A 21,701-nucleotide genomic window follows, 5' to 3' on the forward strand; every position below is an offset into this window, starting at 1 on the left:
ACATGAAGAAAATGCTTGCTGCTGCCACTTTGGCGCTGAGCATGAGCACCACCGGCATGGCTTTCGCCGAGCCGCTGAAGATCGGCATGATCACCACGCTTTCGGGCGGTGGCGCCGGCCTCGGCATCGATACGCGCGACGGCTTCATGCTGGCGATCAAGAACGCCGGCAACAAGGACATCACCGTCGTCACCGAAGACGATGCGCAGAAGCCGGAACTGGCCGTGCAGATCGCCGACAAGATGATTCAGAGCGACAAGGTCGATATCCTGACCGGCATCGTCTGGTCGAACCTTTTGATGGCAGTTGCCCCGAGTGCGGTGGCACAGGGCAAGTTCTACGTGTCGACCAATGCGGCGCCTGCAGCGCTTGCCGGCGCCAACTGCAACAAGCTCTATTTCAACGCCGCCTACCAGAACGACAACCTTCATGAAGCCATGGGCGAATATGCCAACAAGGGCTACAAGAAGATGTTCATCCTCGCCCCGAACTATCCGGCCGGCAAGGATTCGCTGACCGGTTTCAAGCGTTATTACAAGGGTCAGCTCGCAGCCGAGGTCTACACCCAGGTCGGCCAGACCGACTATGCTGCCGAAATCGCCCAGATGCGCGCCTCCGGCGCCGACGGCATCTTCGTCTTCCTGCCCGGCGGCATGGGCATCGCCTTCATGAAGCAGTTCGCCCAGTCAGGCGTCAAAATTCCGGTCATGGGCCCGGGCTTCTCCTTCAGCCAGGACGTTTTGCCGGCAATCGGCGATGCGGCGGTCGGCGCCAAGGCGTCCGGTCAGTGGGCCCCGGACTTCGACAACGCAGCAAGCAAGAAGTTCCTGGCGGATTTCCAGAAGGAATATAACCGCCTGCCGTCCATCTATGCCGTCCAGGCCTATGACGCAGCCCAGCTCATCGTTGCCGCAGCGTCCAAGGCCAGCGTCAAGAATGCCGATGCGTTCGGCGCCGAACTGAAGAAGGCCGACATCCAGTCCCCGCGTGGAAAATTCAAGTTCAACACCAACCAGCATCCGATCCAGGATATCTACCTGACGGAGGTGGTGAAGCAGAACGGCGTCATCACCAACAAGACGGTGGAGAAGATCTTCGCCGATCATGGCGATGCCTATGCCAAAGACTGCAAGATCTAAGGCCTGCCTGTGACTTTGGCACTTGCTCTCGAGCAGTTGCTCAACGGCCTGCAGCTCGGCGTCATGTTGTTTCTCATGGCTGCCGGGCTGACGCTGATCTTCGGCGTCATGGGCCTGATCAACCTCGCTCACGGCTCGCTATACATGGTCGGCGCATTTGCCTGCGCCACCGTAGCGGCGTGGACCGGCTCGTTCTGGATCGGATTGATCGCCAGCCTCGTCGCGGCCGCCGCCGCCGGGGCGATCGTCGAACTCGTGGTGATCCGTAGGCTCTACGACCGCGACCATCTCGACCAGGTGCTTGCCACCTTCGCGCTGATCCTGATGTTTTCGGAAGGCACGCGCTGGCTGTTCGGCTCCTTCCCGCTCTATCTCGATATCCCACCGCTTCTGCAGGGCGCCGTCGCGCTGCCGGGCGGCACGGGATATCCGGTCTACCGTCTGGCGATCATCCTCGCCGGCGCGATCGTCGCGTTCGGGCTTTATCTGCTGATCTCCCGGACCCGCCTCGGCATGCGCATCCGCGCCGGCGAAAGCGACCGCGAGATGATCGGTGCTTTAGGTGTCGATATCCGCACGCTCTATACCGTCGTCTTCGCGCTCGGCGCGGCCTTGGCGGGCCTTGCCGGCGCCATGGTCGGCGCGCTGCAGTCGGTGCAGGTCGGCATGGGCGAACCCGTGCTGATCCTCGCCTTCGTGGTCATCGTCATCGGCGGCATCGGCTCGATCAAGGGCGCGCTTCTCGGTGCGCTGCTGGTCGGGGTTACCGATACGATGGGGCGTTTTCTGTTGCCGAAGATCCTGGCGCTGTTCGTCGCCCCGGCGCAGGCCGGCATGATCGGCGGCGCTGCGGCCTCGATGCTGATCTATATCGTCATGGCGGTCATTCTTGCGGTCAAACCGCGCGGCCTCTTCCCCGCGGCGCATGCGTGAGATCATGATGGTGACCCGCGAAAACCTCATCAACCTTATTCTGGCCGCCCTGCTGCTTGCCGTGCCCTTTGCAGCGAACGCATTGGGCCAGCCGTTCTACGTCACGCTTGCGACCCGTATCGCCATCCTCGCGCTGGCCGCGACCGGCCTCAATCTGGCGCTCGGCCTCGGCGGTCTCGTCTCGTTCGGCCACGCGGCCTTCTTCGGAATTGGCGGCTATGTCGCCGGCATCCTCGCGGCTCATGCCTTTTCCGGCGATCCGCTGCTGTTCGGCCTTTCCGGCTCGAAGCAGATGTGGGTGATCTGGATCGTTGCCGTGATCGTCTCGGGACTCGTCGGCCTGGCGATCGGCGCGATCAGCCTTCGCACCTCGGGCGTCTATTTCATCATGATCACGCTCGCATTCGCGCAGATGGTCTATTATTTCGCGATCTCCTGGCCCGCCTATGGCGGCGAGGACGGCCTGTCGATCCTCGTCAGGAACCAGTTTCCGGGCGTCAACACCATGCGGCCGCTGACCTTCTTCCTGATCTGCTACGTTGTCCTGCTGCTGGCGCTCAGCCTCTTCGCGCTGATTCGCGCCTCGCGTTTCGGCACGGCGCTGCAGGCGGCGCGGCAGAACGAGGTGCGTGTCGCGACCGTCGGCATCCAGCCCTACCGCATCCGGCTGACCGGCTTTGCGATCTCGGCGGCGGTCACTGGCCTTGCCGGCGCCCTGTTTGCCGATCTCAACCGCTTCGTCAGCCCGTCCATGCTCTCCTGGCACATGTCGGGCGAACTGATCGTGCTGATCATCCTCGGTGGCACCGGCCGCCTGTTCGGGCCGCTCGCGGGTGCTGCACTCTACGTGATCTTCGAATTTGCGCTCGGCGGCCTCACCGAGCGCTGGCAGTTCTTCCTCGGCCTCATCCTCCTTGTCGTCGTACTGTTTGCGCGCGGCGGTCTTCTGGGCCTGCTTGCCGGAAAGGCCAAACATGGTTGAGCCGGTTCTCCAGATCTCTAATCTCGTCAAGAATTTCGGCGCGCTCCGGGCCACAGATGGCGTGACGCTCGACCTGCGTCCCGGCGAAATTCACGCCCTGATCGGCCCGAACGGCGCCGGCAAGTCGACGCTCATCCACCAGATCTGCGGCACGCTCCGGCAGGATAGCGGCTCGATCCGTTTTGCCGGGCAGGATATCGGTTCATTTGGGGTTGCCGAACGCGCCCGCCTCGGGCTTGGCCGCACCTTCCAGGTCTCATCGATCGCGCCGGATTTTTCGGGCCTGCGCAATGTCATGCTGGCCGTCCAGGCAAAGCAGGGCTCGAGCTTCCGTTTTTTCAAACCCGTCATGCGCGACAGGTCGCTGATCGACACGGCAATGGCGATGCTGGAACGCGTCGGGCTCACGGCCCGCGCCCGCATTCCCGCCGCCGAGCTTTCCCATGGCGAGCGCCGGCAGCTCGAAATCGCCATGGCGCTGGCGCTGGGCTCGAAAGCCTTCCTGCTCGACGAGCCGATGGCCGGCATGGGGCCGGAAGGTTCCAAATCGCTGACCCGCTTCCTCGATACGCTGCGGCAGGAAGCGCCGATCCTGCTGGTCGAGCACGACATGGATGCGGTTTTCGCACTCGCCGACCGGATTTCGGTGCTCGTCTACGGCCGCATCATTGCGACCGGCACGGTGGAGGAGATCCGCCGCGATCCTACGGTGCGCACCGCCTATCTCGGAGACCACGCCTGATGCTGCTCGATGTAACAAAGATCGAAGCATTTTATGGCGCCAGCCAAGCATTGTTCGGCGTTGACCTCGCAGTCGCCGAAGGCGAGGCCGTCGCGCTGATGGGCCGTAACGGCATGGGCAAGACGACGACGATCCGTGCCATCTGCAACCTCAATCCGCCACGTGCCGGTGCGGTGAAGATCGGCGGCACGGATACGAAGGGCAAGCGGCCGCATCATGTCGCCAAGCTCGGCATCGGCCTCGTGCCGGAAGGCCGCCGCTGCTTCCCGAACCTCACGGTCCATGAAAACCTTGTCGCTGCCGCGCGGCCCGGCCCATGGACGCTGGAACGCGTCAACGAACTCTTTCCGCGGCTTGAGGAGCGGCATGCGCAGATGGCGAGATCGCTCTCAGGCGGCGAGCAGCAGATGCTGGCGATCGGCCGTGCGCTGATGACCAATCCGCGCCTTCTCATTCTCGACGAGGCGACCGAAGGCCTTGCCCCGGTCATTCGCCAGGACATCTGGAAGGCGATCAGGCGGCTGAAAGCCGAAGGTTTGTCGATCCTCGTGGTGGATAAGACGCTTTCGGAGCTTTTGCCGGTTGCGGACCGCTGTGTCATCCTGGAAAACGGAAGAAGCGCCTGGAGCGGCAGGCCCGCGGACCTGACGACGGAACTGCAGGATCGATATCTCGGGGTATAGGCATGGAAGCGGAAGCGGCAAGCGCCGACCTGGAACTGATCGGCCATGGCCCGCATGGGAAGAACAAGCCTGAGACGCGGCTGTGGCTGCGCATGCTTTCCACCACCAAGCTGATCACCACGGAAATCCGCCGCCGGCTCCGCACTGAGTTTGGTGCAACGCTTCCCCAGTTCGATCTGATGGCGCAGCTCTATCGCGAAGCGGATGGCTTGAGGCTCGGCGAGCTTTCCAAGCGCACCATGGTGACGAACGGCAATGTGACCGGGCTGGTGGAGCGGTTGGAGACGGACGGTTTCGTGCAACGGGTCACGCCGGATGGAGACCGTCGCGTCACCGTCGCCAAGCTGACGCCCGCCGGTACCGAGCTTTTTGTCGCCATGGCGGCCGCTCACGAAGGCTGGCTGCGTGACATCATGGCCGATGTCGACCCGGCGATGATCGCATCACTGTGGTCGGAGATCGGCGCGGTGAAAGCTTCTGCCAGCAACCACCTTTCCGGCAGCGCCTTCGAATAGTAAGGCTCGTCTCCGGGCGCAACAATTCGGGGTTAAGAAATGGCAGACCTGCAGGCGATCGTCGATGAGATCCATGCGAAGCTGACGCCGCGTCTGGGTGAAGGTAAGGTGGCCGACTATATCCCGCAGCTCGCCCATGTCGACCCGAAGAAGTTCGGGATGGCGATCATCGATGTCGACGGCCAGGTCTTCAAGGCCGGCGATTGCGACGAACCCTTCTCGATCCAGAGCGTCTCGAAGGTCTTCACGCTGACGCTGGCGCTCGGCAAGCATGGCGAGACCACCTGGAACCGCGTCGGCCGCGAACCGTCCGGCTCCGCCTTCAACTCGATCGTCCAGCTCGAGCACGAGGAAGGCAAGCCGCGCAATCCGTTCATCAATGCCGGCGCCATCGCTGTCAGCGATCTCGTCCTTGCCGGACACACGCCGCGCGAGGCGATCGGCGAGATCGTCCGTTTCGTGCGTTACCTGGCAGATGACGATTCGATTGCCATCGATCCGGAAGTGGCGAAGTCGGAGCAGGCGACGGGTTTCCGTAATTTCGCGCTCGCCAATTTCATGCGCTCCTTCGGCAAGCTCGATCATCCGGTCGAGCATGTCCTCGGCGTTTATTTCCACCACTGCGCGCTGGCGATGACCTGTACCCAGCTTGCCAAGTCGGCCCTTTTCCTCGCCGCATCGGGCCGCAATCCGCTGACCGGGCACACGGTAGTCTCGAAGCAGCGGGCAAGGCGCATCAATGCACTGATGCTGACCTGCGGCCATTACGATGGATCGGGCGATTTCGCCTACCGTGTCGGCCTGCCCGGCAAGAGCGGGGTCGGCGGTGGCATCATGGCGGTAGCACCGGGAAAGGCCTCCGTCGCCGTCTGGTCGCCGGGCCTCAATCACAACGGCAATTCGCTGCTTGGTTCGCTGGCGCTGGAAATGCTGGCCACCCGAACCGGCTGGTCGGTGTTCGGCCAATAAAAAAAGCCCGGCCGGAGCCGGGCTTTCAGTCTGCTGGCAGCGTTATGATCAGTCTTCGCTGGCTGCCATCTGCGAAAGAGCATCGCCGCGTCCCCGTGCGCGCAGGACGAGCGGCAGGATGAGGGCAAGTGCTGCCACGCCCAGCAGCACGGCGGCGATCGGCGAGGTGACCAGCACCGTCACGTCACCCTGGCTGATGGCGAGGGCACGTCGGAGCTGCTGTTCGGCAAGCGGCCCGAGAATGAGGCCGACGATGACCGGCGCAATCGGATAATCGAAGACGCGCATGATGTAGGCGACGAGCCCGAAGACCAGCAGCATGCCGAGTTCGAACACCGATGGGTTGGCGCCGATCGTGCCGAGGGTGGCGAATACGAGGATGCCCGCATAGAGCCACGGCTTCGGAATGGTCAGCAGCTTCACCCACAGGCCGACCAGCGGCAGGTTGAGGACGAGCAGCATCAGGTTGGCGATCAGCAGCGAGGCGATCAGACCCCAGACGAGCTGCGGGTTGGTCACAAACAGCAGCGGGCCGGGCTGCAGTCCGTATTGCTGGAAGCCTGCGAGCATGATGGCCGCGGTCGCCGAGGTCGGCAGCCCGAGGGTTAGGAGCGGCACCAGCGTGCCGGCGGCGGACGCATTGTTGGCCGCTTCCGGACCGGCGACGCCTTCGATCGCGCCATGGCCGAATTCTTCCGGGTGCTTGGAAAGCCGCTTTTCGGTCGCATAGGAGAGGAAGGTGCCGATCTCGGCACCTCCGGCCGGCATCGCGCCGATCGGGAAGCCGATCACGGTGCCTCGCAGCCAGGCTTTCCAGGAACGCGCCCAGTCCTGCGACGTCATCCAGACCGAGCCCTTGATCGCCTCGATCCTGTCCGGTGCGGATGCGCCCTGGGCGGCGATATAGAGTGTCTCGCCGATCGCGAACATGGCGACTGCCATCGTGGTCACCTCGATGCCGTCGAGCAGGTCCGGCACGCCGAAGGAAAGCCTGTTCTGGCCGGTCAGCTGGTCGATGCCGACGAGCGACAGGGCAAGTCCGATGAACAGCGAGGTGAGGCCCCGCAGCGTCGAATTGCCGAAGGCTGAGGAGACGGTGACGAAGGCCAGAACCATCAGCGCAAAATATTCGCGCGGACCGAAGACCAGCGCCAGCTTGACGATATAGGGGGCGATGAAGGCAAGCGCCAGGGTGGCGATCAGGCCGGCGACGAACGATCCGATCGCCGCCGTCGCAAGAGCCGGGCCGCCACGTCCCGCCCGAGCCATCTTGTTGCCTTCGAGCGCGGTGACGATCGAGGCGCTTTCACCCGGCGTGTTCAAGAGAATCGACGTCGTCGAGCCGCCATACATGCCGCCGTAATAGATGCCGGCAAACATGATCAGCGAGCCGGTTGCATCGAGCTGGTAGGTGACCGGCAGAAGCAGGGCGACCGTCGTTGCCGGACCGATGCCGGGGAGTACGCCCACCGCGGTGCCGAGCGTCACGCCGATCAGCGCGTAAAAGAGGTTCATCGGCTCCATTGCCGATACGAGCCCCTGGAGAAGAAATTCGAATGTGGTCATGATCTTGCTCTCAAGGGTCGCATCACTGGATCAGGTGTTCCAGCGGGCCTGCCGGAAGCGAAAGTTGCAGAACGCCGGCAAACAGCCACCAGATGGCGAGACAGATGACGATGCCGACCGGAATGCTGATCCACAGCCTGCGGGCGCCGAAACCTGCCGCCGCAAGGCCGAAGAGCGTGCCCGTGGCGATCGAGAACCCGGCGATCCGGATGAGGATCATCTGCGCCAGCAGGCCGGCGACCACCCACGCGACAGGTCCAAGCTCCTGTTTTTCCCGCGCCGGGAAATCGCGGCGAAAGGCGGCGAAGACGGTCCAGACGGCAAGTCCGATCAGCGCAAAGGCGATCCAGTCCGGAACTGTGGCCGGGCCAACCTGGCTATAGCCGCCCATATCCCTCAGCCGCGAGACGTCGAGAAAGATGACGACAGCGACAGCGACGAGGATGGCGGCAATAACAAGCGCCGCCCAATCGGGGCGGCGCTGCTCGGTGGTCGTTTTGTTGTTGTCGAGGCTCATTTGACCAGTCCGATGTCCTTCAGGATGGTTTCAGTGGCAGCAATGTCCTTGGCGAGCTGGGCTTCGAATTCCGGGCCGGAGAGATAGGTGTCGATCCAGCCCTTGGTCTTCAGGTTGTCCTGCCAGGTCTTGGACTTGGCGAGCTTTTCGACGTCGGCGGTCACTGCCTTCTTCTGCTCGGGGGTCAGGCCCGGAGCGGCGGCGACCATGCGCCAGTTCTGGATCACGACGTCAAGACCGCCTTCCTTCAGTGTCGGGGCATTGATGCCTTCGACCTTCTTTTCGGAGGAGATGGCGAGGAGGCGAAGCGTGCCGGCCTTGATCTGGCCTTCGAACTCGCCGTAGGACGAGATACCGGCCGTGACCTGGCCACCGAGGATGGCGGCGAGTGCTTCACCGCCGCCGGAAAACGCGATGTAGTTGACCTTCGTCGGATCGACGCCGGCAGCCTTGGCGATCAAACCGGCCGTGATGTGGTCCGTACCGCCGGCCGAACCGCCGCCCCAGGAAACCGAACCCGGATTTGCCTTCAGCTTGGCGGTCAGATCGGCAATCGACTTGATGTCGGAAGCAGCCGGAACGACGATGACTTCGTATTCGCCGGTCAGGCGGGCGATCGGGGTAACGTCCTTCAGGGTGACCGGGGACTTGTTGGTGAGGATCGCACCGACCATGACGTAACCGCCAACCATCAGGGCGTTCGGATTGCCCTTCTGCTGGCTGGCGAACTGGGCGATGCCGATCGTGCCGCCGGCGCCGGGAACGTTCATGACCTGCACCTTGCTGGAGATCTTCTCAGTCTGCAAAGCCGTCTGCATGGTCCGGGCGGTCTGGTCCCAGCCGCCGCCGGGGGCAGCAGGTGCCATGATCGAATAGTCGGCCGCGGCGGCCGGAAGTGCGATTGCGCCCGCGAGAAGGGAAGCAAGCAAGAAATGTTTCAAGGGTCGATCCTCCGTTGGCGTCTTGATCCGACGCGAAATGCTTGTTTTGGCAGAACGAGGGAGATTGAAGCGGAAAGCGAGAATCGCTCGTCCGATGTCCTCCCATCGTGAATCGGGTCCCCGCCTCCACGGGGGCCGAATGCCCTAAGCCAGCATATCAAGCTGACATCTACCTGACATCTTTCGCGGACTTGCGATTTGGCAAGGGGTTTCGGCCCGCAGCCGCCGAATTTTGTGGCTATTGCAGCCGAAGGACTTCGTTCCAGCGGGAAATCAGCCGTGCTCGCTTCACCTGGTCGAGATAAACCATCAGCCCGAGGCTGACCGGAACCGGTTTCAATTGCCCGCCCAACATCTCCCGTAGCGTCGTCGCGGTGTTGTTGCCGGCGACTTCCGGGCTGACGGCCGGGATCTGCAGTTCACGGGCCATGATTGTCTGGCCTTCCTTCGACATGAAGAATTCGAGGTAACGTTTGCCGAGATCCGGCGCGGCGGCGGCCTGCGGCACAAGGCCGATACGCGACATCACCACCGTGTAATCCTTCGGCAGCACGATCCCGACATCCGGATGACGGGAAGCCCAGTCGGCGGCATAGGAACCGAGAATGTTGTAGCCGAGCAGGAACCGCCCGTCGGCGACGCGCTCCAGGATCGCCTGGCTGGTCGAGTAGAGTTTCACACCCGCAGCGCCCATCGCCCGGATCACCGACCAGATATCGCCGAACTGTTCCTGGTCGCGCGCCATGAACAGGAAACCGACGCCGGAGCGCTCGATGTCATAGGTGCCGATCCGACCGTAGACGGCATCGCCCCGCTTCTGCAGGAATTCGACCAGTTCCGCCCGGGTCGAGGGCGGTGGGGAATCCTTAAAACTCGGCTTGTGATAAACGAACACGGCCGGTTCGAAAGTCAGCGCGTAGGCCGTATTACGCCAGTTGGCCCAGCCCGGCCATTGCCCGCTCATCGGCAGGTCGCTACGCTGGGCGTAGCCGTCATTGGCAAGCTTCACCTGCAGGTCCATGGCCGACGAGAAGGCAAAGTCGGCCGTCTTGTTGCCGGCATCGGTTTCGCCCACGATGCGGTCGTAGATCTCGCCCGTCAGCATATCCTCGTAGCGCACCGCGACATCCGGATTGGCCGTCTGGAAGCCGGCTATCATCGGCTTGGCGAGCGGCTCGTCGAGCGACGAATAGACAGTCAGCATGGGCGCATCGTCCCGCCCGGAGAGCGCCCGGAACAGCGTCGTGTCCGCCGCTGCAAAGCTGGGCGAAAGGGCAAGACAGAGGAGTAGGAAAAGCAGCCTTTTCATATGGTCACAATGCCCCACTGCAACGGCCGCGACAAGCCAACCGGAACTCCGTAACATTCCCGCCACAGGGACCTCGATGCAACCGTCCGCCAGCTTGTTTTCCGATGCCAGATCATTACCTGTGGGCGGTCTTTTTTGCGCCGGAAGTCCCGGCGTCTTGTCAGCAACCAAAGGTCTCCCCCATGTCGCTTACGCTCTACGATGTCACAGTGCCGGTCTTCATCCGCGCTTTCGGCAACCTCACGGAAATCCTGAAAAAGGGCGAAGCTTTCGCCGATGAAAAGGGCCTCGCCCACAAGGAACTGCTGGAGACCCGGCTGGTCGATGACATGTACCCGCTGATCTCCCAGATCCAGCGCGCCAGCGACACCGCGAAATTCGTGCCGGTCCGCGTCGGGCAGATCGAGAATATCCCGATGGCCGACGAAGAAGTTACTTTCGCCGACCTGCATGCCCGGATCGAAAAGACCGTGGCCTTGCTCAACAGCGTCGATCCGGCCACCATGGCCAATCGCGAGGATGCCGAGGTGATCGTCAAGACCCGCAGCGGCGAAACGAAGTTCACCGGCAAGAGCTACGTCCTCGGCTTTGCACTGCCGAATTTCTATTTCCACGTCACCACGGCCTACGCCATCCTGCGCCACAAGGGCGTTCCGATCGGCAAGATGGATTATATCGGCCGTTCGCAGTAACAAGGTCGTCAGGCCCTCAGTGACATCGCCGCTTCCGCGTTTATAATCGTCTGCGGAAGCGGGGAGATTTCGTGCGTATTCTTCTGGTCGAGGACAATCAGGCGCTGGCCGAGGGGCTGTCGACGATCCTGCGCGGCAGCGGTTATGCCGTCGATGCGGTTGCCGACGGCGCTTCGGCGGAAGCAGTCGCCGCTGCTGAAACCTATGACCTCGTCATCCTCGATCTGAACCTGCCGGAAATGGACGGGCTCGACGTGTTGCGCGCCATGCGGGCCAGGGCGAACAAGGCCGCCGTGATGATCCTGACCGCCCGCGGCACGCCCGAGGAGCGAGTGAAGGGGCTCGATCTCGGCGCCGACGACTATATGATCAAGCCTTTCGACATTTCGGAATTCGAGGCGCGCATCCGCGTGCTGCTGCGTCGCCAGGCGGGCCTCAGAAGCTCGATCGTCAACTACGGCGGCGTCACCTTCGACTTGAATTCGCGAACCTTTTCGAGCCAGGGTGTGACCCTCGACCTCCCCGCACGCGAGGTGGCGCTTCTGGAACTGCTTTTCCTGCGCGCCGGCAAGGTGGTCTCCAAAGACGCGATCATGGCATCGCTGACCGGCTTCGACGACGATCTGTCCGCCAATGCCATCGAGCAATATGTAAGCCGCCTGCGCCGGCGTCTCGCCCCGCACGGGCTCACAGTGAAGACCGCTCGCGGCATCGGGTATTATCTCGAAACCACGGCGCCGACCGCATGACATCCGGCTCTCACGGCGCCCAGCCCATCCCGCCGATCGCCGCCTATTCCCTGCGCCGCCGGCTGCTCGCCTGGCTTCTCGCCTCGACGGCGGTGATTGGCACGATCGCCATGGCCGACACCTGGGACGAAGCGATCGATACGGCGAACGAAGTGTCCGACCGGGTGCTCGCCGGTTCCGCGCTGGCGATCGCCGAGCGGGTCATCGTCGCCGAAGACGGCACGCTGGAAGTCGACATTCCCTATGTGGCCCTGGAAATGCTGACCTCGGCGGCCCAGGACCGCGTCTTCTACCGCGTCGACGGGCCGCCCGGAAAATTCATCACCGGCTACCAGACGCTGCCGTCGATCCCGCGCCGGGAAGGTCAGGCGGCCGCCTTCGAGAATGCCACGTTCCGCGGCGAGCCAATCCGCGTGGCGGCACTCGCCCGCTCCGCCTCGACCGGCATCAATTCCGTGCCCTTTACAGTGACAGTCGCGGAAACCACCATCGCCCGTCAGCAACTGACCCAGACGATCCTGATCCGCTCGGCGCTGCGCCTGCTGTTCATGATCGTCGGCGCCGCGATTATTGTCTGGGTGGCGGTGACGCTGTCGCTCCGGCCGCTGTATCGATTCAGCGAAGCGATCGCCGAACGCAGCCCGGATGATCTTCACCCGATCAGCGAGCGGGTGCCGAACGAGGTGCAGGGACTTGTCGACACGGTCAATTCCTTCATGGTGCGGCTGGAAAGCGCGCTTGAGGCATTACGTCATTTCACCGGCAATGCCAGCCATCAGCTGCGCACGCCGCTCGCCATCATCCGCACCCAGCTGGCGCTCGCCGACCGCGCCACGGAACTTGGCGAGGTGAAGGAGGCTGCCCGCAAGGCGGACGAGGCAGTCGCGGATGCCGAGCGCATTATTGCCCAGCTTCTCCTGATGGCGAAGATCGATGCGGCCACGCGATCGGCCTCGATGCAGCGAGTCGACCTGACCGCGTTAGCGCGCGGGGCGACGGCCGACAATGTGCCGCTTGGCGCCGATGCCGGTATCGATCTTGGTTTCGAGGGGGAGGGGGAAATCATGATCTCTGCCGAGCCGCTGCTGATCGGCGAACTGATGAAGAACCTGATCGGCAATGCGCTTCTTTATGCCGGAAACGGTGCCGAGGTGACCGTCCGTGTCACGCCGGAAAACGGCATTGTGGTTCTCGAAGTGGAAGACGACGGCCCTGGCATTCCGCCGGAGAAACGAGCTTCCGTGCTCAAGCGCTTTGATCGCGGTGACCGTTCCGATAAACTGGGCACCGGCCTCGGCCTGCCGATCGTCGAGGAGATCGCCCGCCTGCACGGGGCGGAGATGACCCTTGCGGACGGCCGCAAGGGCAGGGGTCTGAAGGTGCAGATACGGTTTCCTATAGCCGGCTAATCTTTGCGCGGCGTCAGCGCGAGGCAATTGCCCCTCATCCCCCTGCCGGGACCTTCTCCCCGTTTGGACGGGGAGAAGAGGTTTGTGGCACTGTCGGAGATCCAGCCTCCTTCGCCCCGCGTGCGGGGAGAAGGTCCCGGCAGGGGGATGAGGGGCTTGAAGGCCGGAAGAACCCGCGTACCTATTCCTGATGCACCTTCACTCCACTGATCCAGGTGCTCTTCATTCCAAGGTCATCAGTCAACAACACAAAATCCGCATCGAAGCCGGGCTTCAGCGCCCCCTTGCGGTCGGCAAGGTAAGCGGCTTCCGCCGGATAGGTGGATGCCATGCGCAACGCCTCCTCGACCGGCAGGTCGAGCGCCTCATGCGCAAACCGGACCGATGAGATCATGTCGATGTCGGCGCCGGCGAGCGTGCCGTCGGCGAGCGTCAGGCGTCCGTCCTGGCGCAGGATCTCGCGGCCGTTCAGCGTAAAACTCTTCATATCGGTGCCGATGGTCGACATCGCGTCGGTGACGATGAAGATTTTGCCCGGTCCGTTCTTGGCCCGCAGCGCGACGCCCATTGCCGCCGGATGCACATGGATGCCGTCGGCGATGATCCCGACATAGAGCGAGCCGATATCGAGTGCGGCGCCGACGACGCCCGGCTGGCGGTGGCTGAGGGGGCTCATGGCATTGAAGAGATGGGTGACGGTACGAACGCCGGCCTCCGCATAGGCCTTGGCGGTCTCATAGGTCGTGTCGGTATGGCCGAGGCTCACCATGAAGCCGGCCTCCGCCAGCCGTGCCGCCTGTTCCACCGAGACATTCTCCGGCGCCACGGTGATCATCATCGCATCGAACACCCCTTTGCAGGAGAGCATCAGTTCGATGTCCGTCTCCTGCATCGGCCGGATCAGGTTCGGGTCATGCGCACCCTTGCGCGCGATCGAAAGATGCGGACCTTCGAGATGCAGGCCGAGGAAACCCGGTATGCCTTCCGCCTTCGCCTGCTTGCCGGCTTCAACGGTCCTCGACGTGATCTCATAGGTGTCGGTGATCAACGTCGGCAACAGGGCGGTGGTGCCGAATTTCGCATGCGCGGCGCAGATCTGCCTGAGACCGTCGACCGTCGGCTCCTCATTCAGCAGCACACCGCCCCCGCCGTTCACCTGCAGGTCGATGAAGCCGGGCACGATCAGCCCGCCTCCGGCGTCGATCTTCTCAATGCCTTCCGGCAGTTTGGCGGTGGAGTCGATCGCCTCGATCCTGCCATTCGCAAAAACGAGCGCAGCATCCTCATGCCAGAAGGTGCCGTCGAAAATACGGGCGCCAGTAATCGCCTTTCGCGTGCTCATAGCGTCTCTGTCACCTTCTTGAGTGCGACAGGCGCATCCGGATTGAAGCCCTTGGCGCGCGACCAGGCTTCGACGAAACCGTAGAAAGGCAAGATGAGCGTCAGCGCGTCGGTGATCGGATGGCCGGTCGCGACGAAGGGCAGCCTGCGGGTATTCTTGACCTTATCGGATGTGGCGAAAACGAGCGCACCCTTGGCCGAAAGGCTGTCAGCGATCTCGACGGCGGAGCCTTCCGCGGCATCGCGTGCCGCGAAGGTAACGACCGGAAAACGCTTTTCGACCAACGCGACCGGCCCGTGCAGCACTTCGGCCGCCGAATAGGCTTCCGCATGCATGTTGGAGGTTTCCTTGAACTTCAACGCCGCCTCGCTGGCGATCGCCAGTGCCGGGCCGCGGCCGAGCATGTAGAGCGATTCCGTATCGCCGAGCTCGTTGGCGAGCGCGCTCCAGTCGAGCTTGACGGCCTTTTCGAAATGTTCCGGCAGGTTGCGAATGGCTGCCTTCAGCGCCTCGTCGCCGACCCATTCCGACAGCAGCGCAAGGCCGGCAACGATCGAGTTGACGAAGGACTTCGTCGCGGCAACAGCGAGTTCCGGCCCTGCATTGATATTGATCGCGTGAGCCGAAGCGCTTGCGATCGGTGAGGGGAGCGTATTGGTGAGCGCCACGGTGACGGCGCCGGCCTTGGCCGCGGCTTCAGTCATCGCGACGATATCCGGGCTCTTGCCGGACTGGGAAATGGCGATCGCCGCACCGCCGTCGAGCTTCAGCTTGGCGCCGTAGATCGAGGCGAGCGATGGCCCGAGCGAGGCGACCGGTCGGCCGGCGGTGAGTTCGACGGCGTATTTGATGAAGGTTGCCGCATGGTCGGAGGAGCCGCGTGCAATGGTGATCAGGAAGGCAGGGTCCTTTTCGCGCAGCGCCCGGCCGGCAGCGGCAAGCTCGGCCGCCGAGCCGTCGAGCAGGCGCGCGGCCGCTTCCGGTATTTCGTCGATCTCTTTGCGCATATTGGTCATATTGGTCAGCATAACATCGTCCTCGAAGATCAGTTTTCGCCGAGCGAGAGCTCGGCCACGAAATCATAGGCATCGCCGCGATAGAGCGAGCGGGTGAGTTCCACCACGCGGCCGGACGCCAGATAGGAAACCCGCTCGATCGAAAGCCCGGCGGAACCGATCGGCACGGCCAGCAGCCCGGCATCCGGGTTCTTCATATTGCAGGCGGATATCCGCTGTATGGCACGCACCGGCCGGGCATCCTTTTTTCCAAGTTCGGCATAGAGCGAATTGGTCACCACGGAAGGATCGGGCAGGAAATCGGCGGAAATGCTGGCGCGCTCGATCGCAAGCGGCATGTCGTTGCCGAGGCGCAGGCGTCCAAGGCGGGCGACCCTGGTGCCGGGCGCAAGGCCGAGCATCATCATTTCCTCGGGCGAGGGGTGGAAAAGCCCACGCTCCAGCCATTCGGATCGCGTCACCAGCCCACGCCGCGCCATGTCCTCGGTAAACGATGTGAGGCGGGTGAGCGGCTGCTCGACGCGCGACATCGGCTTGACCACGAACGTGCCCGAGCCGTGCTTGCGGGTGAGCAACCCGTCCTTGACGAGATCGTCGACGGCCTTGCGCACGGTGACGCGGCTGACATTGGCGTAGTCGGCGAGATCGCGTTCTGCCGGCAGGGCGTCGCCATGGCCGAGCTTGCCGGTGCGGATCGCCTCTTCGAGGCTCTGGCGCAGCTTTCGGTAAAGAGGCCCGGTGCCGGCCGATTGCAGGCCGTCGAGCGGCAGGATGGCGGCGAGCGTCTGGTTCATGCGCGAAGCTCCGCCCGCGCGCCATAGGTCTTGACGGCAAGGGCCACTGCACCGGTCAGCGCATCGGCAAGCGGTTCGGACAGCCGCGCGCTATGCCGTTCGGCCAGATATTCGGGGTAGAGGGGCGCTAGCCCGCCGAGCAGGCAGAGCCGGCCTTTCCCCCTGGTGATACGGTTCACGGCGTCAAGCGCCTCGTCAATGCCCGTTGCCCCAGTCTTGAGAATGCGGATAGCCGCCTCGTCGCCCTGCCGCGCGAAGTCGAACACCTTGGGCGTATGACGCCCGAAATCGCCGGGCTTCGCCAGCCGGGCGAAATCGACCACCTTTTCCGGATTGCCGTCGAATTCGGCGAGTATGGCCTTCGACAGGCCGGACATCGGATGGATGTTGTCGTAGGCGAGCAGGCTTTCCTGCAGCGCGAGCTGGCCGAGTCGGGCGCCGCTGCCGAGATCGCTCACCTGGAAGCCCCATCCGGCGACCGAATGAAGCCTGCCTTCATGCCGGGCGATATAGACCGTGCCGGTGCCGACGATCCCGATCGCCCCATCCTCGTTGCCGATTGCTCCTTGCAGCGCGATCACGCCGTCCGACACGATATCCGACTGCTTGAAAGGCAGCCGTGCCTGCACATAACTCACCGCATCGCCGACATTGTTGCCCGCAAGGCCGAGCACGGCGGATGTGGCGGAAAGGTCCGGCTCAAGCCCGGCGTCGGCAAAAGCGAGGCGGGATGCCTCAGCGATATGCCTGAGGGCCGTGTCGGGGTCGGTCAGGATATTGGAAGCGCCGCTTTTGCCGCGGCCGAGGATCATGCCGTTTCCGTCAGCAAGTGCCGCGCGGCAGCTTGTTCCGCCGCCATCGATTCCGATAAAATAGGCCGCCATGGGTACCTCCGGACCGAATAATACCAAAAACGTACCAATAACCAAGCATGATTTCAAAAATCTCAAGTCGCAGGTTTCATCCTGTTGATTATACGGCTATATTTTGCGGGACTTTTGCCGAAATTATCGATCCGTTCATAAAAGTTAATTTTCCTTCTGGACAATTGGTATTTTTTTGGCATCATTTTGGATGAGAGGGAGAAATCGGATGAGCAGAACTGCCACCGAGGCAAGACATGGGAAAGCGGAAGGGCTCGATACGCTCGCGCCCGCCGAAATCCTCGTGCTTCTCGCATCCGGCCAGCAAGCGGCAGCCAAGGCTGTCGACCATGCCATTCCCGCGATCGCCAAGGCCGCAGACCTCGTCGCTGCCGCTCTCAAGTCCGGCGGCAAGGTGGTCTACGCGGGCGCCGGCAGCGCCGGCCTCGTGGCGATGGCCGATGCCATGGAACTGCCTGGCACATACGGCATACCGCCAGAACGGATCGCCATCCTGTTTGCCGGCGGTGTTCCCACCATTGCCGATCTGCCCGGCGGTCCCGAAGACGATGCGTCGCTCGGCGAGCGTGATGCCGATATCATCGAGGCGGCCGATTGCGTCATCTGTGTTTCCGCCAGCGGTTCGACACCCTATACGGTGGCGGTGGCCGAAACCGCGAAACGCCGCGGCGCAAAACTGGTGGCCTTCGCCAACAATGCCGGCGCAAATCTGTTCGAGGGCGCCGATGCGGCGATCCTGCTCGAAACGCCACCGGAAGTCGTTGCCGGCTCCACCCGGATGGGTGCCGGTACGGCCCAGAAGATTGCCTTCAACATGCTGTCGACGCTTGCCGCCGTCAAACTCGGCCATGTGCATGACGGCCATATGGTCAATCTGCGCGCCGATAACGGCAAGCTGCGCATCCGCGCCGCCCGCATGGTGGCCGATATCGCCGGCATCGGTTTCGACGAGGCCCGTGTCTGGGTCGAGGCCGCCGAAGGTTCGGTCAAGGTTGCGGTCCTGCTCGCGGCTGGCGCGGCTGATGTGGAAGCCGCCAAGGCTTTGCTTGCCCGTTCGGGCGATGTGCTGCGCGCAGCGCTTGCCGAATTGCAGGCGTCCAAGAGTTCCATGAAACGCGCCTGAAAGGCGCATATAAAAGGGAGAACATCATGACACGCATATTGAAAAGCATTCTTTTTGCCACGACTGTACTCGCACCGGCGGGCCTTGCCGCCACCGGAGCCTCCGCGCAGACCGCTAACCTCACCATCGAGAGCTGGCGCAATGACGACCTGCCGATCTGGCAGAAGAAGATCATCCCGGCCTTCGAAGCCAAGAACCCGGGCATCAAGGTGACCTTCGCCCCGATGGCGCCGACCGAATATAATTCGGCCGTCAACGCCAAGCTCGACGCAGGCACTGCGGGTGACCTCATCACCTGCCGTCCGTTCGACTTGTCGCTCGCCATGTTCCAGAAGGGCCAGCTCGCCTCGCTGAACGACCTGCCGGGCATTTCCAACTTCTCCGACGTCGGCAAGTCCGCGTGGAGCACTGACGACGGCAAGACCACGTTCTGCGTGCCGATGGCTTCCGTTATCCACGGCTTCATCTACAACAAGAAGGCCTTCGCGGATGCGGGCGTCCAGATCCCGAAGACCGAGGACGAGTTCTTCGCGGTCCTCGAAAAATTCAAGAAGGACGGCAAATACATCCCGCTCGCCATGGGCACCAAGGACCAGTGGGAAGCGGCGACCATGGGCTATTACAACATCGGCCCGAACTACTGGAAGGGCGAGGACGGCCGCAAGGCACTGATCGCAGGCAAGGAAAAGCTGACCGACGCCGACTGGGTCGAGCCCTACAAGGCGCTCGCCAAGTGGAAGCCCTATCTCGGCGACGGTTTCGAAGCCCAGACCTATCCGGACAGCCAGAACCTCTTCACGCTCGGCCGCGCCGCCATCTATCCGGCCGGTTCCTGGGAAATCGCCCCGTTCAAGGCGCAGGCCGATTTCGAGATGGGCGCCTTCCCGCCGCCGGTGAAGAAGGCAGGCGATACCTGCTACATTTCCGACCATAACGACATCGGCATCGGCCTCAACGCCAAGGGCAAGAACCTCGAAGCCGCCAAGAAATTCCTGTCCTGGGTCGCTTCGCCGGAATTTGCCGATCTCTATGCCAACGCTGCCCCGGGCTTCTTCAGCCTGAACTCGACGCCGGTGAAGATGCAGGACGCGCTTGCCCAGGAATTCGTCTCCTGGCGCCAGAACTGCAAGCAGACGATCCGCCCGAGCGCTGCCGTCGTCGGCCGCGGTCAGCCGAACCTCGACCTCGAAATGTGGCGTGTCTCGGCCAACGTCATCAACGGCACGCAAACCCCGGAACAGGCCGCTGCCGAAACCCAGAAGGGCCTCGACAGCTGGTACAAGCCGGCGAAGTAAGGCAGTCTCAAAAGACCCTCTCTGGCCTGCCGGCCATCTCCCCCACAAGGGGGGAGAAAACTCGCGGAGCCGGATCGTCCTTGCCGAAACGGTGAGGCAGGTTAGTCCCTCCCCCTTGTGGGGAGGGGTTGGGGAGGGGTCTTTTTGCCTAAGCAAGACCTCCCGCGAGGAAGCGTCATTCCCATACAAACCACCGGAACCCAAACCCATGAGCGATACCGAAATTGCCGATATCGAAACGGTTCCGGTGAAGCGCCCCACCCGCTGGCACATCGCCGTTTTCCTGGCTCCGGCCTTCCTCGTCTATACGGCGGTGATGATCCTGCCGCTGATCGAGACGTTGCGTCTGTCGCTCTTCAACATCGTTGAGGGCCAGCTCGCCTTCGTCGGCCTCAGCAATTTCAAGGTGCTGTTCGGCGATCCGCGTCTTTCCGCCGATTTCTGGAACGCGCTGCGCAACAACGTCATCTTCTTCATCATCCACATGCTGGTGCAGAACCCGGTCGGCATCGCGATCGCCGCCATGCTGTCGCTGCCCGGCCTGCGGTTCGCGGCCTTCTACCGGTCGGCGATCTTCGTGCCGACGCTGCTTTCCTTCGTCATCGTCGGTTTCATCTGGAAGCTCATCCTCTCGCCGATCTGGGGGATCGCGCCGAGCCTGATGGATCTCGTCGGCCTGAAATGGGCCTTTGCGCCCTGGCTCGGCAAGGCCGAAACCGCGCTCATCGCCGTCTCGCTGATCTCCGTCTGGCAATATGTCGGCATCCCGATGATGCTGATCTATGCGGCACTGCTCAACATCCCCGATGAAGTGCTGGAAGCGGCCGAATGTGACGGCATTACCGGCTGGAGCCAATTCTGGAAGATCAAGCTGCCGCTGATCCTGCCGTCGATCGGTATCGTCTCGGTCCTGACCTTCGTCGGCAATTTCAACGCCTTCGACCTGGTCTACACCGTCCAGGGCGCGCTTGCCGGCCCCAACGGCTCGACCGACATTCTCGGCACGCTGCTTTACCGCACCTTCTTCGGTTTCCAGAACCAGATGGGCGACCGTTCCATGGGCGCCACCATCGCCGCGGTGATGTTCCTGATCATCCTCGCCGGCGTCGCGCTTTATCTTTTCGTCATCCAGCGGCGCATGCGCCGCTACCAGTTCTGAAGGGAGCTTGAACGATGTCGAAAGCCCGCTCCGCCCCCGTCCGCGCCGCCTTCATCCACCTGGCGCTGATCGCCTATACGCTGGTCGCGCTGTTTCCGGTGTTCCTGACGCTGGTTAATTCGTTCAAGAGCCGCAGCGCGATCTTCAGCGCGCCGATGGCCCTGCCGTCGCCCTCGACGTTCAGTCTGATCGGCTACCAGACGGTGCTGCAACAGGGCGATTTCGTTGGTTATTTCCAGAATAGCCTGATTGTCACCGTCGCCTCGATCGCGCTCGTCCTGTTGTTCGGCGCCATGGCCGCCTTCGCGCTGTCCGAATACCGGTTCCGCGGCAACACGCTGATGGGGCTCTATCTCGCGCTCGGCATCATGATCCCGATCCGTCTTGGCACGGTCGCAATCCTGCAGGGCATGGTCGCGGCCGGCCTCGTCAATACGCTGACCTCGCTGATCCTGGTTTATACTGCGCAAGGGCTGCCGCTGGCGATCTTCATCCTGTCGGAATTCATGCGCACTGTTTCGGATGACCTGAAGAGCGCCGGCCGCATCGACGGGCTTTCGGAGTACGCGATTTTTTTCCGCCTCGTCCTGCCGCTGGTGCGCCCCGCCATGGCGACGGTCGCGGTCTTTACCATGATCCCGATCTGGAACGACCTCTGGTTCCCGCTGATCTTGGCGCCAGGCGAATCGACCAAGACAGTGACCCTGGGCGCCCAGATGTTCATCGGTCAGTTCGTCACCAACTGGAACGCCGTGCTCTCGGCCCTGTCGCTGGCGATCCTGCCGGTCATGGTTCTTTACGTCATCTTCTCGCGGCAGTTGATCCGCGGGATTACGTCTGGGGCGGTGAAGTGATGGTGTCCGCATGTGAGGACAAGGTGCGCGCCCTCACCCGGCCTCCGCTCCGCTCGGCCACCCTCTCCCCAAGGGGAGAGGAGGGAAT

Annotated in this window: 22 protein-coding genes; 14 read left to right on the plus strand and 8 right to left on the minus strand. The window is 62.9% G+C overall.

The features are described from left to right. The first annotated feature begins 2 nt into the window (after nt 1-2). From ACZ9IU_RS00605 to ACZ9IU_RS00635, 7 genes are read left to right on the plus strand one after another with little or no spacing between them, the layout of a single operon-like run. Nucleotides 3-1,139, plus strand: coding sequence for an ABC transporter substrate-binding protein (locus tag ACZ9IU_RS00605; RefSeq protein ID WP_038547751.1), 1,137 nt, complete (start codon nt 3-5; stop codon nt 1,137-1,139). A 9-nt stretch (nt 1,140-1,148) separates the two neighbouring features. Continuing rightward, nucleotides 1,149-2,072 carry a branched-chain amino acid ABC transporter permease gene (locus ACZ9IU_RS00610; RefSeq protein ID WP_038547753.1) on the plus strand — a complete coding sequence of 308 codons (924 nt, stop codon included), beginning with the start codon at nt 1,149-1,151 and terminating at the stop codon, nt 2,070-2,072. Beyond that, on the plus strand, nt 2,065-3,054 hold the full coding sequence (locus ACZ9IU_RS00615; protein WP_080719247.1) for a branched-chain amino acid ABC transporter permease: 990 nt from the start codon (nt 2,065-2,067) through the stop codon (nt 3,052-3,054). Before ACZ9IU_RS00610 ends, ACZ9IU_RS00615 begins: the two co-directional genes overlap by 8 nt. Next, nucleotides 3,047-3,796, plus strand: coding sequence for an ABC transporter ATP-binding protein (locus ACZ9IU_RS00620; RefSeq protein WP_038547756.1), 750 nt, complete (start codon nt 3,047-3,049; stop codon nt 3,794-3,796). Before ACZ9IU_RS00615 ends, ACZ9IU_RS00620 begins: the two co-directional genes overlap by 8 nt. Next, complete coding sequence (locus ACZ9IU_RS00625; protein ID WP_080719248.1) at nt 3,796-4,479, plus strand: ABC transporter ATP-binding protein; 684 nt, start codon at nt 3,796-3,798, stop codon at nt 4,477-4,479. Before ACZ9IU_RS00620 ends, ACZ9IU_RS00625 begins: the two co-directional genes overlap by 1 nt. Nucleotides 4,480-4,481: 2 nt before the next feature. Continuing rightward, nucleotides 4,482-4,994 carry a MarR family winged helix-turn-helix transcriptional regulator gene (locus ACZ9IU_RS00630; RefSeq protein ID WP_038547761.1) on the plus strand — a complete coding sequence of 171 codons (513 nt, stop codon included), beginning with the start codon at nt 4,482-4,484 and terminating at the stop codon, nt 4,992-4,994. A gap of 39 nt (nt 4,995-5,033) precedes the next feature. Continuing rightward, the gene (locus ACZ9IU_RS00635) at nt 5,034-5,963 is read left to right on the plus strand and encodes a glutaminase (protein WP_038547762.1); all 930 of its coding nucleotides are present in this window, start codon (nt 5,034-5,036) and stop codon (nt 5,961-5,963) included. Between the two features lie 48 nt (nt 5,964-6,011). Here the strand turns inward: ACZ9IU_RS00635 and ACZ9IU_RS00640 are convergent, their stop codons facing one another. From ACZ9IU_RS00640 to ACZ9IU_RS00655, 4 genes are all read right to left on the minus strand, one after another. Beyond that, nucleotides 6,012-7,529 (minus strand): tripartite tricarboxylate transporter permease, encoded by a 1,518-nt coding sequence (locus ACZ9IU_RS00640; protein WP_038547764.1) that lies wholly within the window; start codon nt 7,527-7,529, stop codon nt 6,012-6,014. A gap of 22 nt (nt 7,530-7,551) precedes the next feature. Next, complete coding sequence (locus ACZ9IU_RS00645) at nt 7,552-8,046, minus strand: tripartite tricarboxylate transporter TctB family protein (protein ID WP_038547767.1); 495 nt, start codon at nt 8,044-8,046, stop codon at nt 7,552-7,554. Next, the gene (locus tag ACZ9IU_RS00650) at nt 8,043-8,987 is read right to left on the minus strand and encodes a Bug family tripartite tricarboxylate transporter substrate binding protein (protein ID WP_038547769.1); all 945 of its coding nucleotides are present in this window, start codon (nt 8,985-8,987) and stop codon (nt 8,043-8,045) included. The genes ACZ9IU_RS00645 and ACZ9IU_RS00650 overlap by 4 nt, the downstream gene beginning before the upstream one ends. Before the next feature lie 238 nt (nt 8,988-9,225). After that, nucleotides 9,226-10,296 (minus strand): ABC transporter substrate-binding protein, encoded by a 1,071-nt coding sequence (locus ACZ9IU_RS00655; protein ID WP_038547771.1) that lies wholly within the window; start codon nt 10,294-10,296, stop codon nt 9,226-9,228. 182 nt (nt 10,297-10,478) lie between these two features. Here ACZ9IU_RS00655 and ACZ9IU_RS00660 point away from each other — a divergent pair, with 182 nt between their 5' ends. The 3 genes from ACZ9IU_RS00660 (at nt 10,479) to ACZ9IU_RS00670 (ending at nt 13,146) form a co-directional block, all read left to right on the plus strand. Further along, complete coding sequence (locus ACZ9IU_RS00660) at nt 10,479-10,988, plus strand: DUF1993 domain-containing protein (protein WP_038547774.1); 510 nt, start codon at nt 10,479-10,481, stop codon at nt 10,986-10,988. A gap of 71 nt (nt 10,989-11,059) precedes the next feature. Next, entirely contained in the window at nt 11,060-11,737 is a 678-nt protein-coding gene (locus ACZ9IU_RS00665; RefSeq protein WP_037080098.1) for a response regulator transcription factor, read from the plus strand. Next, a complete protein-coding gene (locus ACZ9IU_RS00670; protein ID WP_051899929.1) occupies nt 11,734-13,146 on the plus strand; it encodes a sensor histidine kinase in 1,413 nt (470 codons plus the stop codon). Before ACZ9IU_RS00665 ends, ACZ9IU_RS00670 begins: the two co-directional genes overlap by 4 nt. A 181-nt stretch (nt 13,147-13,327) precedes the next feature. Here the strand turns inward: ACZ9IU_RS00670 and nagA are convergent, their stop codons facing one another. Genes nagA through ACZ9IU_RS00690 form a run of 4 tightly spaced genes read right to left on the minus strand, consistent with a single transcriptional unit; the run spans nt 13,328 to nt 17,182 of the window. Continuing rightward, nucleotides 13,328-14,488, minus strand: coding sequence for an N-acetylglucosamine-6-phosphate deacetylase (gene nagA, locus ACZ9IU_RS00675; protein ID WP_038547778.1), 1,161 nt, complete (start codon nt 14,486-14,488; stop codon nt 13,328-13,330). After that, on the minus strand, nt 14,485-15,516 hold the full coding sequence (locus tag ACZ9IU_RS00680) for an SIS domain-containing protein (RefSeq protein WP_038547781.1): 1,032 nt from the start codon (nt 15,514-15,516) through the stop codon (nt 14,485-14,487). Before ACZ9IU_RS00680 ends, nagA begins: the two co-directional genes overlap by 4 nt. A 17-nt stretch (nt 15,517-15,533) precedes the next feature. After that, nucleotides 15,534-16,298: a GntR family transcriptional regulator gene (locus ACZ9IU_RS00685; protein WP_038547784.1), complete on the minus strand. Its 765-nt coding sequence runs from the start codon at nt 16,296-16,298 to the stop codon at nt 15,534-15,536. Next, nucleotides 16,295-17,182, minus strand: a complete 888-nt coding sequence (locus ACZ9IU_RS00690; RefSeq protein ID WP_038547787.1) for a glucosamine kinase nucleotide-binding domain-containing protein — start codon at nt 17,180-17,182, stop codon at nt 16,295-16,297. The genes ACZ9IU_RS00685 and ACZ9IU_RS00690 overlap by 4 nt, the downstream gene beginning before the upstream one ends. 208 nt (nt 17,183-17,390) lie before the next feature. Between ACZ9IU_RS00690 and ACZ9IU_RS00695 the strand changes: the two genes are divergently transcribed. The 4 genes from ACZ9IU_RS00695 to ACZ9IU_RS00710 all read left to right on the plus strand — a co-directional run bounded on the left by ACZ9IU_RS00695 (nt 17,391) and on the right by ACZ9IU_RS00710 (nt 21,613). Beyond that, nucleotides 17,391-18,305, plus strand: coding sequence for an N-acetylmuramic acid 6-phosphate etherase (locus ACZ9IU_RS00695; RefSeq protein WP_038547790.1), 915 nt, complete (start codon nt 17,391-17,393; stop codon nt 18,303-18,305). 26 nt (nt 18,306-18,331) lie between these two features. Further along, nucleotides 18,332-19,600 (plus strand): ABC transporter substrate-binding protein, encoded by a 1,269-nt coding sequence (locus ACZ9IU_RS00700; protein ID WP_038547792.1) that lies wholly within the window; start codon nt 18,332-18,334, stop codon nt 19,598-19,600. A 208-nt stretch (nt 19,601-19,808) separates the two neighbouring features. After that, nucleotides 19,809-20,759, plus strand: coding sequence for a carbohydrate ABC transporter permease (locus tag ACZ9IU_RS00705; protein ID WP_038547794.1), 951 nt, complete (start codon nt 19,809-19,811; stop codon nt 20,757-20,759). Between the two features lie 14 nt (nt 20,760-20,773). Beyond that, nucleotides 20,774-21,613 carry a carbohydrate ABC transporter permease gene (locus tag ACZ9IU_RS00710; RefSeq protein ID WP_038547796.1) on the plus strand — a complete coding sequence of 280 codons (840 nt, stop codon included), beginning with the start codon at nt 20,774-20,776 and terminating at the stop codon, nt 21,611-21,613. Nucleotides 21,614-21,701: the final 88 nt, after the last annotated feature.

This window comes from Mesorhizobium sp. USDA 4132, from assembly GCF_056279545.1.

What these genes read in the sequence shown, in the direction of transcription:
- ACZ9IU_RS00605 (WP_038547751.1), top strand. Translation starts at nt 3, where the DNA reads ATGAAGAAAATGCTTGCTGCTGCCACTTTGGCGCTGAGCATGAGCACC.
- ACZ9IU_RS00615 (WP_080719247.1), top strand. Translation starts at nt 2,065, where the DNA reads ATGCGTGAGATCATGATGGTGACCCGCGAAAACCTCATCAACCTTATT.
- ACZ9IU_RS00620 (WP_038547756.1), top strand. Translation starts at nt 3,047, where the DNA reads ATGGTTGAGCCGGTTCTCCAGATCTCTAATCTCGTCAAGAATTTCGGC.
- ACZ9IU_RS00625 (WP_080719248.1), top strand. Translation starts at nt 3,796, where the DNA reads ATGCTGCTCGATGTAACAAAGATCGAAGCATTTTATGGCGCCAGCCAA.
- ACZ9IU_RS00630 (WP_038547761.1), top strand. Translation starts at nt 4,482, where the DNA reads ATGGAAGCGGAAGCGGCAAGCGCCGACCTGGAACTGATCGGCCATGGC.
- ACZ9IU_RS00635 (WP_038547762.1), top strand. Translation starts at nt 5,034, where the DNA reads ATGGCAGACCTGCAGGCGATCGTCGATGAGATCCATGCGAAGCTGACG.
- ACZ9IU_RS00640 (WP_038547764.1), bottom strand. Translation starts at nt 7,529, where the DNA reads ATGACCACATTCGAATTTCTTCTCCAGGGGCTCGTATCGGCAATGGAG.
- ACZ9IU_RS00645 (WP_038547767.1), bottom strand. Translation starts at nt 8,046, where the DNA reads ATGAGCCTCGACAACAACAAAACGACCACCGAGCAGCGCCGCCCCGAT.
- ACZ9IU_RS00655 (WP_038547771.1), bottom strand. Translation starts at nt 10,296, where the DNA reads ATGAAAAGGCTGCTTTTCCTACTCCTCTGTCTTGCCCTTTCGCCCAGC.
- ACZ9IU_RS00660 (WP_038547774.1), top strand. Translation starts at nt 10,479, where the DNA reads ATGTCGCTTACGCTCTACGATGTCACAGTGCCGGTCTTCATCCGCGCT.
- ACZ9IU_RS00670 (WP_051899929.1), top strand. Translation starts at nt 11,734, where the DNA reads ATGACATCCGGCTCTCACGGCGCCCAGCCCATCCCGCCGATCGCCGCC.
- nagA (WP_038547778.1), bottom strand. Translation starts at nt 14,488, where the DNA reads ATGAGCACGCGAAAGGCGATTACTGGCGCCCGTATTTTCGACGGCACC.
- ACZ9IU_RS00680 (WP_038547781.1), bottom strand. Translation starts at nt 15,516, where the DNA reads ATGCTGACCAATATGACCAATATGCGCAAAGAGATCGACGAAATACCG.
- ACZ9IU_RS00685 (WP_038547784.1), bottom strand. Translation starts at nt 16,298, where the DNA reads ATGAACCAGACGCTCGCCGCCATCCTGCCGCTCGACGGCCTGCAATCG.
- ACZ9IU_RS00690 (WP_038547787.1), bottom strand. Translation starts at nt 17,182, where the DNA reads ATGGCGGCCTATTTTATCGGAATCGATGGCGGCGGAACAAGCTGCCGC.
- ACZ9IU_RS00695 (WP_038547790.1), top strand. Translation starts at nt 17,391, where the DNA reads ATGAGCAGAACTGCCACCGAGGCAAGACATGGGAAAGCGGAAGGGCTC.
- ACZ9IU_RS00700 (WP_038547792.1), top strand. Translation starts at nt 18,332, where the DNA reads ATGACACGCATATTGAAAAGCATTCTTTTTGCCACGACTGTACTCGCA.
- ACZ9IU_RS00705 (WP_038547794.1), top strand. Translation starts at nt 19,809, where the DNA reads ATGAGCGATACCGAAATTGCCGATATCGAAACGGTTCCGGTGAAGCGC.
- ACZ9IU_RS00710 (WP_038547796.1), top strand. Translation starts at nt 20,774, where the DNA reads ATGTCGAAAGCCCGCTCCGCCCCCGTCCGCGCCGCCTTCATCCACCTG.